Origin of the sequence: Streptomyces sp. NBC_01618, assembly GCF_045209435.1 — a bacterium.
In the GTDB taxonomy this organism is placed as follows: domain Bacteria; phylum Actinomycetota; class Actinomycetes; order Streptomycetales; family Streptomycetaceae; genus Streptomyces.
Genome location: NZ_CP109297.1, coordinates 1353986 through 1367762 on the forward strand (window position 1 = coordinate 1353986; position 13777 = coordinate 1367762).

The 13777-nt window shown below is 72.0% G+C and carries 10 protein-coding genes and 2 pseudogenes; 3 read left to right on the forward strand and 9 right to left on the reverse strand.

Annotated elements, in window-relative coordinates:
• Window positions 1-94: 94 nt before the first annotated feature.
• On the reverse strand, window positions 95-1543 hold the full coding sequence (locus OH735_RS06440; RefSeq protein ID WP_406380216.1) for a PLP-dependent aminotransferase family protein: 1449 nt from the start codon (window positions 1541-1543) through the stop codon (window positions 95-97).
• On the opposite strand from OH735_RS06440, the gene OH735_RS06445 reads away from it, so the two are divergent.
• Window positions 1542-2588 (forward strand): DMT family transporter, encoded by a 1047-nt coding sequence (locus tag OH735_RS06445; protein WP_406380218.1) that lies wholly within the window; start codon window positions 1542-1544, stop codon window positions 2586-2588. The genes OH735_RS06440 and OH735_RS06445 overlap by 2 nt on opposite strands.
• An 86-nt stretch (window positions 2589-2674) precedes the next feature.
• Entirely contained in the window at window positions 2675-2884 is a 210-nt protein-coding gene (locus OH735_RS06450; protein WP_406380220.1) for a DUF1918 domain-containing protein, read from the forward strand.
• A 105-nt stretch (window positions 2885-2989) separates the two neighbouring features.
• On the opposite strand, the gene OH735_RS06455 is transcribed toward OH735_RS06450, so the two are convergent.
• Window positions 2990-4282: a glycoside hydrolase family 10 protein gene (locus OH735_RS06455; protein ID WP_406380222.1), complete on the reverse strand. Its 1293-nt coding sequence runs from the start codon at window positions 4280-4282 to the stop codon at window positions 2990-2992.
• A gap of 188 nt (window positions 4283-4470) precedes the next feature.
• Here OH735_RS06455 and OH735_RS06460 point away from each other — a divergent pair, with 188 nt between their 5' ends.
• Complete coding sequence (locus tag OH735_RS06460) at window positions 4471-5331, forward strand: 3-hydroxybutyryl-CoA dehydrogenase (protein WP_406380223.1); 861 nt, start codon at window positions 4471-4473, stop codon at window positions 5329-5331.
• Window positions 5332-5405: 74 nt separating this feature from the next.
• Here OH735_RS06460 and OH735_RS06465 read toward each other — a convergent pair whose 3' ends face one another.
• The 7 genes and pseudogenes from OH735_RS06465 to OH735_RS06495 all read right to left on the reverse strand — a co-directional run bounded on the left by OH735_RS06465 (window position 5406) and on the right by OH735_RS06495 (window position 13621).
• Window positions 5406-5936 carry an NUDIX domain-containing protein gene (locus tag OH735_RS06465; protein WP_406380225.1) on the reverse strand — a complete coding sequence of 177 codons (531 nt, stop codon included), beginning with the start codon at window positions 5934-5936 and terminating at the stop codon, window positions 5406-5408.
• 99 nt (window positions 5937-6035) lie between these two features.
• The gene (locus tag OH735_RS06470) at window positions 6036-7385 is read right to left on the reverse strand and encodes a transcriptional regulator (protein ID WP_406380226.1); all 1350 of its coding nucleotides are present in this window, start codon (window positions 7383-7385) and stop codon (window positions 6036-6038) included.
• Window positions 7386-7671: 286 nt separating this feature from the next.
• A pseudogene (locus tag OH735_RS06475) lies at window positions 7672-8196 on the reverse strand (hypothetical protein); the annotation flags it as partial.
• 25 nt (window positions 8197-8221) lie between these two features.
• Window positions 8222-8482 (reverse strand): annotated as a pseudogene (locus OH735_RS06480) (aromatic ring-hydroxylating dioxygenase subunit alpha); the annotation flags it as partial.
• Between the two features lie 60 nt (window positions 8483-8542).
• Entirely contained in the window at window positions 8543-11056 is a 2514-nt protein-coding gene (gene pheT, locus OH735_RS06485) for a phenylalanine--tRNA ligase subunit beta (protein WP_406380228.1), read from the reverse strand.
• Window positions 11056-12183, reverse strand: a complete 1128-nt coding sequence (pheS, locus tag OH735_RS06490; protein ID WP_406380230.1) for a phenylalanine--tRNA ligase subunit alpha — start codon at window positions 12181-12183, stop codon at window positions 11056-11058. Before pheS ends, pheT begins: the two co-directional genes overlap by 1 nt.
• A gap of 199 nt (window positions 12184-12382) precedes the next feature.
• Entirely contained in the window at window positions 12383-13621 is a 1239-nt protein-coding gene (locus OH735_RS06495) for an ATP-binding protein (protein WP_406380232.1), read from the reverse strand.
• Window positions 13622-13777 lie beyond the last annotated feature (156 nt).

Consider the following 13777-nt stretch of genomic DNA (forward strand, 5'->3'; position numbering starts at 1 on the left):
CCGGCCGGGTACGACCGGGGTGCCTCCGCGGCTGCGGGCCTCTCGACGGCCCGAAGCCGTCCCTCGCGCACCTCTCGTGGTCTCGTCTGTGTCCTCACCCGCCCAGGACCTCTTCGCAGGCGGTGCGCAGACGGCGGACCCCCTCGGCGATCTCGGCCGCTCCGGCCACCGCGGCATAGCTCAACCGGACCTGCGGGGACGGGGGTTCGGCGCAGAAGTACGGGCGACCGGGCGCGATGGCCACGCCCGCGCGCAGGGCCGCCGAGACCACCGTTGCCTCGTCCGTACCGGCTTCCACCTCGGGCAGACGCAGCCAGAGGCTGGCGCCGCCCGCGGGGATGTGCGGCAGTGCGAGGGCGGGGAGCTCCTGCCGCACGGCCGTCGTCAGGGTCGTGCGCCGGATTCTCAGCTCGGTCGACACGGAACGCAGATGGCGGCCCCACGCCGGGGAGCCGACCAGTTCGAGCGCGGCCTCCTGGAGCGGTCGGGGAACGAAGAAGCTGTCGACGACCTGGATGGCCCGCAGCCGGCCGAGCACCGGGCCGCGGGCCGCGAGCGCGCCCACCCGCAGACTCGGCGAGGTGATCTTGGTCAGGGAGCAGACGTGGACGACCACACCGTCCGGGTCGTCGGCGGCCAGGGGCGCGGGCAGCGGGCCGGCGTCGTCGTGGACCAGCCGGCGGGCGAAGTCGTCCTCGATGACGAAGGCCCCCGCCGCACGGGCGATCCGGACGACCTCACCGCGCCGTTCGGGGGCGAGGACCGCGCCGGTCGGGTTCTGGAAGAGCGGCTGGCAGACGAAGACCCGGGCGCCCGTGGCCCGGAACGCGGCGGCGAGCAGTTCCGGCCGTACGCCGTCGGCGTCGACGGGCACCGGCACGGGCCGCAGCCCGGTGGCGCGGGCGGCCGCCAGCATGCCGGGGTAGGTGGGCGACTCGACCAGGACGGGGGCGCCGGGCGGGGCGAGGGCCCGCAGCGCGGTGGCCAGGGCGCTCTGGCCGCCCGCGGTGATCAGGATGTCGGCGGCGGTGAGCGCGGGCCCGATCTCGCGGGCGAACCAGGCCCTCAGTTCGGTCAGCCCGTCGGTGGGCGGGCGCCCCCAGGCACCGGGGCGGCGCCCGGCCCTGGCGAGGGCGGCGGCGAGCGCCCGTTCCGGCTGGAGCGAGGGGTGGAGGTAGCCGCCGTTGAGCTCGATGACACCGGGCGGCGGTGCGGCGAGCGTGACCAGGACACCGGAGGCATCGACCGTGCGCGGCACCGCTTCGGAGCCGCGGTCGCCGCTGAGGGACACCTCCTGCCAGGAGGTGTCGCCCGGCGGGGGCGCATCGGTACGGGGCTGCGCCCGGAAGGCTCCGGAGCCGGGCCGGGTGACGACGAGGCCCTCGGCGGCGAGCTGCGCGATGGCCCGGGAGACGGTGACGGGGCTGACCCGGAAGCGTTCCACGAGGGCCCGGCTCGACGGCAGCTTCCCACCTGGTGAGTAGCGGTTCAGTTCACCGCGGAGAGAAGTAACGAGTTCAGCGACACTGCTACGCTCTTGCATGAAAGCTGACGATAGCGCTACCCCTCCCGGCACGATAGCGGTTGATGCGCCGACTGCCGGACCGGTGACCGAACCGGTGACCGAACCGGCGCCTGAATCGCCCGCCGGATCGACGTCCGGTACGGGGACCGGATCGGCCGCCGGCTCGACGGCCCGTACGACGGCCGGTTCTGCGAACCGCGGTGGTGTGGTTCTCGCCGGGCTCGGTGTCGTCGCGTTCTCGCTGACCTTCCCGTCCACCGCCTGGGGCCTGGAGAGCTTCGGCCCCTGGTCGCTGGTGGCGCTGCGCACCCTGCTCGCCGCGGCCGTCGCGGGCGCCGTGCTGTTGGCGGGGCGCGTACCGGTGCCGGACCGTCGGCACCGGCCGGGGCTCCTCGTCGTCGCCGCGGGCGTGGTGGTGGGCTTCCCACTGCTGACCACGCTGGCCCTGCAGACCTCGACGACCTCGCACGCGGCCGTGGTGGTGGGGCTGCTTCCGCTGACCACCGCGGTGTTCTCCTCGCTGCGGACCGGGACGCGCCCGCCCCGCGCCTTCTGGATCGCCGCGCTCGCCGGGGCGGCGGTGGTGATCGCGTTCACCGTGCAGCAGAGCGGCGGCGCGCTGTCCGGCGGTGATCTGTATCTGTTCGGTGCGCTGCTGGTGTGCGCGGCCGGGTACACCGAGGGCGGCAGGCTCGCCGGGGTCATGCCGGGGTGGCAGGTGGTGGGCTGGGCACTCATCGTCTCCCTGCCGCTCGCCGTGGCGGGGGCGGCGATCGCGCTGCCGCTGGAGCCGGTGCGGCTGACCGCGCACGGAGTGATCGGCCTGGTCTGGGTGGCGGGCGGGTCCACCTTCCTCGGCCTGTACGTCTGGTACCGCGGGATGGCGGAGATCGGGGTGCCGCGGGCCAGCCAGCTCCAGCTCGCGCAGCCGATGCTGACTATGGTGTGGTCGTTCCTCGTGCTCGGCGAGAAGGTTTCTGCGGCGGCGCCGGTGGCGGCGATCGCGGTGCTCGTCTGCATCGCGGTCACTCAGCGGACGGGGCGCGCCCGGCGCGCTGAGTGAGAACCGCGCAGCCTCCACCGGGCGAAGTCACGTTTCGGTCATAGACTTGTCGACATGGACCGCCACCCGTGAGGAGGTCACACCCGATGGAGGCACACGCGGGCGACCGTCTGCTGACGCACGGCAGGACCGTGGGGCAGCACGACCGGGTCGCAGAGATCGTCGAAGTGCTCGGGGCCGGGGGCACTCCCCCGTACCGCGTCCGCTTCGAGGACGGACACGAACACCTCATTTCGCCCGGTCCCGACAGCGTCGTACAGCACAGAGCCCGTAAGCAGGCACCGGAGACCCGGTAGCGGCCTCCGGCGGACGGCACTGCTCTTCCCCCGGGCCCCGGGCGGACCGGCCGGGTTTCCGGCGGCCCGCCCGCACAACAGGGTGCGTCCACCCCGCTGCTTCGGTCAGCGGGGTGGACGCACCCTGTTGTGGTAGTGCTCGGCCACCACCCGCGCCATGGTTCCGATCCGGTCCGTGACCACGTCCTTGCCGGAGAAGTAGACGTGGCCGCGCACCTGGTCGTAGCCGGCGGCGAAGTCGAGGTGGCGGGAGAGTTCGGCCGGGTCCTGCCAGGCGGCGGGCTGCGCGGGGTCGCCGGCCTTGTAGAGCGCCTCGCCCACGAACAGATCGACGCCCGTGCCCCGTACGACCTCGGCCCACCAGGGCAGCAGCTTGGCGTAGTCGGCGGCTGCGAAGCCGATGTTCCAGTAGATCTGCGGGCAGATGTAGTCGATCCAGCCCTTCCTGATCCAGCCGCGGGTGTCGGCGTGCAGATCGTCGTACGTCTGCACGCCCGCCTTCGTGTCGGAGCCGAGCGGATCGGTCGCGGCGTTGCGCCACACACCGAACGGGCTGATCCCGAACTGGACGTGCTTCTTGATCCGCTTGATCCGCTCGGCGGTCTCGCGTACCAGCTTGTCGGTGTTGTCGCGCCGCCAGGCGGCCTTGTCCGGGAAGCCGGCGCCGTACTTGGCGTACGTGGCGTCGTCGTCGAAGACCTGCCCGGCCACCGGGTACGGGTAGAAGTAGTCGTCCCAGTGCACGGCGTCGATGTCGTAGCGGCGCACCGCGTCGAGCATCGCGTCCTGGACGAAGCGGCGGACCTCGGGGATTCCGGGGTTGTAGTAGAGCTTCCCGCCGTACGGCAGGACCCAGTCGGGATGCAGTCTGGCGGGGTGGGTGGCGGTCAGCCGGGACGGGTCGGTGTGGTTGGCGACCCGGTACGGGTTGAACCAGGCGTGCAGCTCCAGGCCGCGGCGGTGCGCCTCGTGGACGGCCGTGCCCAGCGGATCCCAGCCGGGGTCCTTGCCCTGGACCCCGGTGAGGTACTGGGCCCACGGTTCGTAGGGCGAGGGCCACAATGCGTCGGCGGTCGGCCGGACCTGGAGGATCACCGCGTTCAGCCGCCGGTCGACGGCCTCGTCGAGATAACCGATCAGCTCGGCCCGCTGCTCGGCCGCCGACAGGCCGGGGGCGGAGGGCCAGTCGATGTTGGCGACGGTGGCGACCCACATGCCGCGCAGCTCACGCCGCGCGACCCGGCGGCCGCCCTCGCGGGTCGGTACGTCCGCATGTCCGGAACCGGCCTGCCGGGACGGAGCCGCGACGGCGTCACCAGCTGTGGCGACGCCGCTCACCACCCCCGCAACCACTCCGGCCGCACCCGCAACAAAGCCTCGTCTGGCGATTTGCCGCATTTCGTTGCACCTGCCGTCTCTCTGTCATCGTCCGTCGCCCCTGTATTCAGGCGTGACGCAGAGCATGCCCGCCCCGGCCCGCGATGACCCGTAGGTCGCGGGTAACGTCGGGGGGGTCGGGGCGGGCACCGGATCGGACGGGAACCTGCGACTCGGAGAACAGAGAAAGGCACGAGGTGACGGACTCTATGGCCGACATTGCACGCGTCGGAGTGGTGGGCTGCGGTCAGATGGGCGCGGGCATCGCTGAGGTGTGCGCCCGCAGTGGTCTTGAGGTGACGGTGGCCGAGACCACCGGCGAGGCGCTGGAGATCGGGCGCACCCGGCTGCACAACTCCCTCTCGAAGGCCGCCGAACGCGGCAAGATCACTGCGGCGGAGCGCGACGAGACCCTGGCCCGGCTGAGCTACACCACCGACCTCGGGGAGTTCGCCGACCGCGATCTCGTGATCGAGGCCGTGGTGGAGAACGAGCAGGTCAAGACCGAGATCTTCCAGGTCCTCGACCAGGTGGTGACTCGGCAGGACGCGATCCTCGCCTCGAACACCTCCTCCATCCCGCTGGTGAAGCTGGCCGTGGCGACCTCCCGCCCGGACCAGGTCATCGGTATCCACTTCTTCAACCCGGCCCCGGTGCAGAAGCTCGTCGAGCTGATCCCCGCGCTGACGACGTCCGACGAGACGGTGAAGCGCGCCGAGGCCCTGGTGCAGGACGTCCTCGGCAAGCACCCGATCCGTGCCCAGGACCGCTCCGGCTTCGTCGTCAACGCGCTGCTCATTCCGTATCTGCTCTCCGCGATCCGGATGTTCGAGTCGGGCATCGCCAGCCGTGAAGACATCGACAACGGCATGGAGCTCGGCTGCGCCCACCCGATGGGCCCGCTGAAGCTCTCCGACCTGATCGGTCTGGACACCGTGGCCTCGGTCGCGGATTCGATGTACGCGGAGTTCAAGGAGCCGCTGTACGCCGCTCCCCCGCTGCTCCAGCGGATGGTGGACGCGGGCCGGCTCGGCCGCAAGACCGGCTCGGGCTTCTACTCGTACTCCTGATCCGTTCTCTCGTGCCTGTACGGGGCCGAGCGGGGCGTTGTCCCCGGCCGGCCCCGTACGCGGTTCCGGGCGTCTCACCCCAGCCGTAAGTGATGGAGCATCATCAGCCCGGCCACCATTCCGGCGGCCGGGACCGCGCCGCGGGCGACCATGTCGGGCACCAGCTTGAGCGGTATCCACTCACGGCGCGAGGACTCGAAGTCGTCGCTGGGGTGCCCGGTCCAGGTGGCCTCCTCGGACCAGTAGAGGTGGTGTCGGGCGTCGGTGAGACCGTTCGACGGCTCCACGGTCAGCAGCGGACGCAGCGGGCCCGGGCGCCAGCCGGTCTCCTCCTCCATCTCCCGGGCCGCGGCGGCCGCGATGTCCTCGCCGTCCTCGACGACGCCCGCGGCGAGCTCCCAGCCCCAGCTGTCGGTGATGAACCGGTGCCGCCACAGCAGCAGCACCTCGTTGGCCTCGTTGACGACGGTGGCCGCCGCGACGGGGCGGAGCCGGATCAGGTAGTGGTCGAGATGGCGGCCGTCGGGGATGACCACATCCGCCAGATTGACCCGGAACCAGCGATTCTCATACACGGTTTGTTCGTTCAGGTTCGCCCATTGCACAGTTGTGCCACCTTTCGACAAGTCGGTGGCAACATCGCAGCAGGCGCAGGACCAGAGGGGAACGTACCGATACCGGCGGGTACGCATGCGCGGGGGTACTCACAGCGGTACGCGCAACGCCCCGTCGATCAGTTCGGCGGCCCGCCCCGCCTCGGCGCAGCCGCTCGCGACCAGGTCCTCGCGCACCGCGCGCAGCCGGTCGCGCAGCCGCTGTGACTCCATGCCCCTGGCCCGTTCGGCCATCTCCACGGCGGTGACCGCCGCGCGGTCCGCCTCGCCCTCACGCAGTTCGATATGGGTCAGCATGGCGAGCCGGTGCACCCGGCCCCGGTCGTGCGCGGGGGTTTGTACGGCCGCCGCCGCGTGTTTCCTGGCCCCCGGCAGATCGCCGAGGCTGAGCAGCGCCTCGGCCACCTGCACATCGACCAGGCCCGGCTGGACGTACCCCGTCTCGTCCGGTTCCTGGCCCGGACGGATGCGTTCCGCCTCCGTCTCGGCGTGCCGGATGCACTCCAGTGCGCTGCCCGCGTCGCCGAGGTGGGCGTACGCCTTGGCCTGCATCGCGTACAGATCGGCGGCCAGCGCGGGAGTGATGTGGCCGCCGGCGGCCCGCAGCGCCGCCTGCGCGAAGGCCACCGACTGCCGGTACTCGGCGAGGCACAGCGACTGGTTGACCAGCAGGGCGATCACATAGCCGCCGAGTCCCCGGTCCCCGCTCGCCTTGGCCAGCCGCAGCGCCTGGTGGAAGTAGCGCTGGGCGAGCCCGTGCGCGTCGGAGTCGTAGGCGCAGATGCCCGCGACGGCCACCAATCCGCCTGCCGCCCTGTGCAGTTGACGCCCAGTCGCATCGCTGTAGGCGCCACGCAGCAGCGGGGCGGTCTCCGCGTTGAGGAAGCCGACGATGCGGGATCGGGTCGCGATTCCGCCTGCCCTGCGGTACATGAGTTCGTAGTGGGCACGGGCCGCGCGCAGGGTCACTATGTCGGCCGCGCCGACCCGGGTGGTGCCGCTGCGGGAGACATCGAGGTCCTCGGGCGGGTTCTCCCATTCCCAGACGGGCATCACAGCCGTGGTGCCCGTGACGGCGGCCGAGGCGAGTATGTGCGGGCGCTGCTGTGCGTCGGAGCGCCACAGCGCGGTGGCCCGCTCGACGAATCCGCCGAGCGTGGACGCGGGCCCGGCCGCACCGGCGCCCGGAGCCGCCATACCGATGTCGTCCAGCGAAAGCGGCCTGTTCAGCCGGTTCCCGAGCACTTCGCAGACCAGGTCGGGCACCTGGCCGCGGGGGCGCTGGCCCTTCAACCAGCGGGCCACCGCGGTGTGTTCGTACCGCAGGCAGAGTCCGCGGGAGCGGCCGGCCCGGTTGATGTGCGCGGCGAGGCCGGCCCGGGAGACGCCCGCCTCCTCGATCAGGGCCGCCAGCAGAAAGTTGGGCTCCGTTGCCCCCATGTGCCCCTCCGGTGGTTCGGCACGCCGAGGCGTGTCGCACCAGTGGAGCACGATTCACACGGGGTGTGAACGCAATGCCCGAACCGTCCCGCCGCGCGCTCTGGCACTCCGGGGCCCGGATCGGTTGAATCAGTCGTCTCGCAAGAGGCGGCCGGGTCGTCTGCTCCCCCTCGTACAGCCGACGACCCGCACCCGCGTCGTCCGTTACCGCCGACCTGCCCGACACTCCGTGGCGGCGCGGACGGCGCCGGATCGCACACCCCACTGCCCACGGATCGGAGGGTGGCTACGGGGTCGGTACGGAGCCGGGTTCCCCCGGGCCGGGCCGGGGCCCGCGTGCGGTCCTCGCCGTTCGGCGAGCACGGGAGGGGGCGCATCCGGTGACCGGATGCGCCCCCTCCCACACGCCCTGGCGTCCTGGCGCGTCGAGGTCGATGCCGTGCAGGCGCGCCATCGTGACCAGCCTCTCGCCGCGGCGACGGCCGGCGACGTCCCGGTGGTCCGGCTCACCGGGGGGTCCGGCGGCGGCCTCCGCCGCCGGCATCTGGGTGAGGATGCGACGGGCCTTGGTGACCCCGGCGTCATGGCCGATGAGCACGTCGTGCTCGGTACCGGGGCGCTCCCGCATCCCGATCTCCTGGTCCCTGAGGGCGTCGGCGTCCTCGCGCAGCACGGTTTCGAGCCCGACCTCCAGCTCCCGGGTGGCCCACTCGGCGTCGACCGCGAAGTTCCGGCTGAACGCGTGGTAGTACCAAGTGGTCCTCTCGTCGACGGGCGTGATCCCGTTGAGCACCTTGATGAGGTGGCCCTCCTCGCGCGGGCGCCCCTGTGCCGTGGTCCCGGAAGTGCAGCACGTGGTAGCTCGGGACGTGGAACCGGTCGTACAGCCCCTCGGTGCCCATGGTCCGCGCGTACAGCGGCGGTGCCTCGACGCCGGGCATCAGGCGGTCGACGGTCACCACGCGGCCGTCCACCTCGACGGTGATGCCGTGCTCGTAGAGGTAATCGTCGCCGACGGTCGACTGGTACAGGAACGACTCGTGGGTCAGGTCGAGCAGATTGTCGTGGATGAGGTCGTGCCGGCACTCGAAGAGCATGCCGAACGCGCCGGGCGGGCCGGAGACCCGGCCCGCCCGGCGGTCGAGGACGACGGCGCCTCACGCGCCGCGCAGCACCGCGCCCGTCCGCTCGGCGGCGAGCGCCACCGCGGCGTCGCGCGCGGCCGATGCCTCGTCGACGGTCAGCGTGCGGTCCGCCGCGCGGAACCGCAGCGCGTACGCCAGGGACTTGCGGCCCGCACCGATCTGGTCGCCGGTGAAGACGTCGAACAGCCGCAGCGATTCGAGGAGTTCACCCGCGCCCTCGCGCAGCGCCCGCTCCACCTCGGCGGCGGGGACGCTCTCCGCGACGATCAGCGCGACGTCCTGGGTCGCCACCGGGAAGGCGGAGATCCGGGGTGCCTGGAGCACGCCGTCGGCAGCCTGTTCCAGGAGGTCGAGTTCGACCTCCATGGCGCAGGTGCGCTCCGGCAGGTGGAGCTCCTTGATGACGCGCGGGTGCAGCTCACCCGCGTGCCCGAAGAGGGTCTCCTCACCGTTCACCGTGACGTACAGCGCGGCGCAGCGGCCCGGGTGCCACGGCGCGTGCTGGTCGCTGCGGACGGTGACCTCGACACCCGCCTCGCGGGCGATCGTCCGGGCGGCCTCGATGGAGTCGGCCCAGTCGGCCGGGCGGCCCTTGCCCCACCAGCCGGCCTGCTCGCGGGCGCCCGCGAGGACGACCGCGGCGCGGCGCGGCTGGCGCGGCAGCGTGGCGTTGAGCCCGGCGATCTCCTCGTCGGTCGGACGGCGGTCGACGGGCAGCCGTACGGCCTTGGTCTCCGTGCCAGTGGGCCTGAAGACCAGGCCGGTCTCGAAGAGCGCGAGGTCGTGGCTGCCGCGGCCGTCGTTGCGCCGCAGTGCGCCGAGCAGGCCCGGCAGCAGCGTGGTGCGCAGCGCGGGCTCCTCGTCGGAGAGCGGGTTGACGAGCTCGACCGTACGGCGGCGGGCGTCGTCGGCGTCGAGCCCGAGCTGGTCGAGCACGGCGGCGCCGATGAACGGGTAGTTCAGCGCCTCGACGTAGCCGGCTCCGGCGAGCGCCCGGCCGATCCTGCGGTGCAGCCGCTGGCGGTCGGTGAGCCCGCGGCCGGACGGCGGCGTCGGGAGGGTGGACGGGAGGTTCTCGTACCCCTCGAGACGGATGACCTCCTCGGCGAGGTCGTTCGGCTCGCTGAGGTCGGGGCGCCAGGACGGCACGGTGACGATCAGCTCGTCCTGTCCGTAGACGTCGCAGCCGACCTCCTGGAGGTGGCGTACGACGGTCTCGCGGCCGTAGCCGACACCGGCCACCCGGTCGGGGTGGTCCGCCGGCATCGCGATGGTGCGGGGCGCGGACGGGGCGCTGATCTCGGTGGCGCCGGCCTCGGCGGTGCCGCCGGCGAGCAGCACCAGCAGGTCGACGGTGCGCTGCGCGGCGGCGGCCGCGGCCTGCGGGTCGCAGCCGCGCTCGAAGCGCTTGGACGCCTCGGAGGACAGCTTGTGGCGGCGCGCGGTCCGGGCGATCGAGATCGCGTCGAAGTGCGCGGCCTCGATGACGACCTCGGTGGTGGTGTGCGCACCGTCCTGGACGTCGGCGATCTCGGTGTTGGCGCCACCCATGACGCCCGCGAGGCCGATCGGCCCGCGGTTGTCGGTGATGACCAGGTCCTCCGCGTCCAGGACGCGGGCCGTGCCGTCGAGGGTGGTGAGCTTCTCGCCCTGCTGGGCGCGGCGCACCCCGATCGGCCCGTCGAGGCGGGTGCGGTCGTAGGCGTGCAGCGGCTGGCCGAGCTCCAGCATCACGTAGTTGGTGACGTCGACGGCGAGCGAGATGGGGCGCATCCCGGCCTTCTGCAGCCTGCGCTGCAGCCAGATCGGGGAACGTGCCTCGGGCTGCAGGCCGACGACGGTGCGCGCGGTGAACTTGTCGCAGCCGATCGGGTCGGCGACCTTGACCGGGTAGCCGAACGCGTTCGGCGCGGGTACGTCCAGGAGCGCCGGGTCGCGCAGCGGAAGCCCGTACGCGATGGCGGTCTCGCGGGCGACGCCGCGCATGGACAGGCAGTAGCCGCGGTCCGGCGTGACGGCGATGTCGAGGACCTCGTCGACGAGCTGGAGGAGCTCGATCGCGTCGGTGCCGACCTCGTGCTCCGGGGGCAGCACGATGATGCCGTGCGTGCCGTCGTCGCCCATGCCGAGCTCGTCGGTGGAGCAGATCATGCCGTGCGAGGTCTTGCCGTACGTCTTGCGCGCGGCGATCGCGAAGTCGCCGGGCAGGACGGCGCCCGGAAGGACCACGACGACCTTGTCGCCGACGGAGAAGTTACGGGCTCCGCAGACGATCTCCTGCGGCTCACCGGTGCCGTTGGCGTGGCCGACGTCGACGGTGCAGAAGCGAATGGGCTTCTTGAAGCCCTCCAGCTCCTCGATGGTCAGTACCTGTCCGACGACCAGCGGGCCCTTGAGGCCGGCGCCGATCTGCTCGACGGTCTCGACCTCCAGACCCACGGCGACGAGCTTGGCCTGTACGTCACGGCCGGTCTCCGCCGCCGGCAGGTCGACGTACTCCCGCAGCCAGGAAAGCGGGACGCGCATCAGATCTCCATCCCGAACGGCCGGGTGAACCGGACGTCACCCTCGACCATGTCTCGCATGTCTTCGACGTTGTGGCGGAACATCAGCATCCGTTCGATGCCGAACCCGAAGGCGAATCCGCTGTACTTGTGGGGGTCGACACCGCAGGCGACGAGCACCTTGGGGTTGACCATGCCGCAGCCGCCGAGCTCGATCCAGCCCTCGCTGCCGCAGGTGCGGCAGGGGCGGTCCGGGTTGCCGACGGACGCGCCGCGGCAGACGTAGCAGACCATGTCCATCTCGGCGGACGGCTCGGTGAACGGGAAGAAGTTCGGCCGCAGCCGGGTCTTCATGTCCGGGCCGAAGAGCGCCTGGACCATGTGGTCGAGGGTGCCCTTGAGGTCGGCCATGGTGAGGCCCTCGTCCACGGCGAGCAGCTCGATCTGGTGGAAGACCGGGGTGTGCGTCGCGTCGAGCTCGTCGGTGCGGTAGACGCGGCCGGGGCAGACGACGTAGACGGGGGGCTCGCGGTCGAGCAGGGTGCGGGCCTGGACCGGCGAGGTGTGCGTACGCAGCACGACACCGGACTCGTCGGTGTCCCCGCCGTCGGCGCCCCGGACGAAGAAGGTGTCCTGCATCTGCCGGGCCGGGTGGTCGGGCACGAAGTTCAGGGCGTCGAAGTTGAACCACTCGGCCTCGGCCTCGGGGCCCTCGGCGACCTCGTAGCCCATGGCCACGAAGACGTCCGAGACGCGCTCCATGATGGTCGTCAGCGGGTGGCGGGCGCCGGCCGGGACGCGGTCGTAGGGCAGTGTGACGTCCACCGCCTCCTCGACCAGGACGCGGGCGTCCCGCTCGGCCTCCAGCTCCGCCTGACGGGCGGCGAGGGCCTTGCTCACGGCGCCGCGGGCCTGGCCCACGCGCTTGCCCGCCTCGGCCTTGGCCTGCGGCGGCAGTGCGCCGATCTCCCGGTTGGCGAGCGACAGGGGCGAGGTACCACCGGTGTGCGCGGTCTTCGCCTGGGCGAGCGCGTCGAGGTCACCGGCGGCGGCGAAGGCGGCGAACGCCTCGTCCCGCATGCGCTCGATCTCTTCCGGTTTCAGTGCCTCGACCTCGACTGGGTCGTACGACTTGTTCGGTGCCGACATCTCTTCCCGTGCTTCCGATTGGCTGGTACTGCGCTTACCGGGGGACAGCCCCGGACCCCCATGGCCCCGCTCGACGACTGGAGGACGCAAAGGTGCCAAAGGTCGATTCTAAGGGTCACAGGATGTGTGGGAGGCCCGTGGGCTGCTCAGGCCCTCCCGTCGCCCACCACCACCCTGCCTGATTGCTTCGCAAACCCTCTTATCCCATATAGGCCGGCGCGCTCACGGGCAGGATAAATCGGAATTCCGCGCCGCCGCCGGGGCCGCGGCCGACTGTGATCGTACCGCCGTGCGCCTCGACGATGCCCTTGACGATGTAGAGGCCCAGGCCCGTACCGCCGCGCTTGCTCCCCCGCCAGAAGCGGGTGAAGACACGGCCCATCGACTCCTCGGGGATGCCGGGGCCTTCGTCGCTCACAGTGACGGACGTTCCCTTCTCGTCGCTCTTCGCGGGTGCGGGTGCGACTTCAATGGTGACGGTTCCCTCGCCGTGGCGCACCGCGTTTTCCAGCAGGTTGCCGAGCACCTGGTCGACCTTGTCCGGGTCGGCCCAGACCGCGGGCAGCGGCTGGCAGGTACGGACGAGGAAGCGGTCGGGGGTCTGGCCGTTCGCGGTGAGGGTCTGGATGTGGCGTTCGACGGCGGCGGAGAGGTCCACGGGCTGCCGGCGCAGCTCCAGTCTCCCGGAGTCGATCCGGGAGATGTCGAGCAGTTCGGCGATGAGCCGGGTGACGCGGCCCGCGTCGGCGTCGACGGTCTCCAGCATCAGGCGCTTCTGATCGTCGGTGAACCGTGCCCACTTGGCGAGGAGGGTCGCGGTGAAGCCCTTGACGGAGGTCAGCGGGGAGCGCAGCTCGTGGGCGACCGTGGCGATCAGCTCGGCGTGGCTGCGTTCGGTGCGCCGCCGGGCCTCGGTGCCGCGCAGCGAGATCACCACCCGGTGTACGGGACCGGTCGGGTGCTCGCGCACGTACCGTGCGCAGACCAGGACCTCGCGGCCGCCGGGCAGCAGCAGATTGCGCTCGGGCTGGCCGACCCGGATGGCGAGGCCGCCGTACGGATCGGTCAGCGCCCACCAGCGGCGGCCCTTGAGGTCCTCCAGCGGCAGGACGTGCTCCAGGAGGCGGCCGAGAGCGGTGGCCCGGGGCACGGCGGTGATCCGGGCGGCGGCGGAGTTGAAGCAGATGACGCGGCCGGTCTCATCGGCGATGACCAGGCCGTCGGGGAGGTCGTCGGGATCGACGGTCGCGTCGACGGCTCCGGTGTCCGGGCTATGGGTGTCCTGGCCGTCGATGTCCTGGTTGTCGATGTCCTGGCCGTCGATGTCCTGGCCGTCGATGTCCTGGCCGTCGGCCGGTTCGTCCGCGAGGCCGGGGCCGTCGAAGTCGCGCACGGCGGCTGTGTGTGTCCCGCGCGGCCTGCTCATGCCGACAGCCATATCCCGTACCCCACCTCTCGAACCGGTGCAGTGGGCCCCCGAGTTCGTCACCCTACTAGTCGTCGGTGACGGAGCGACACCCTGCGGGGGGCGCACTCACGCGGTGCGCCGTCGGTGGGGTACGGGCACGGCGTCGGTCGGATGGCGACCTCGACC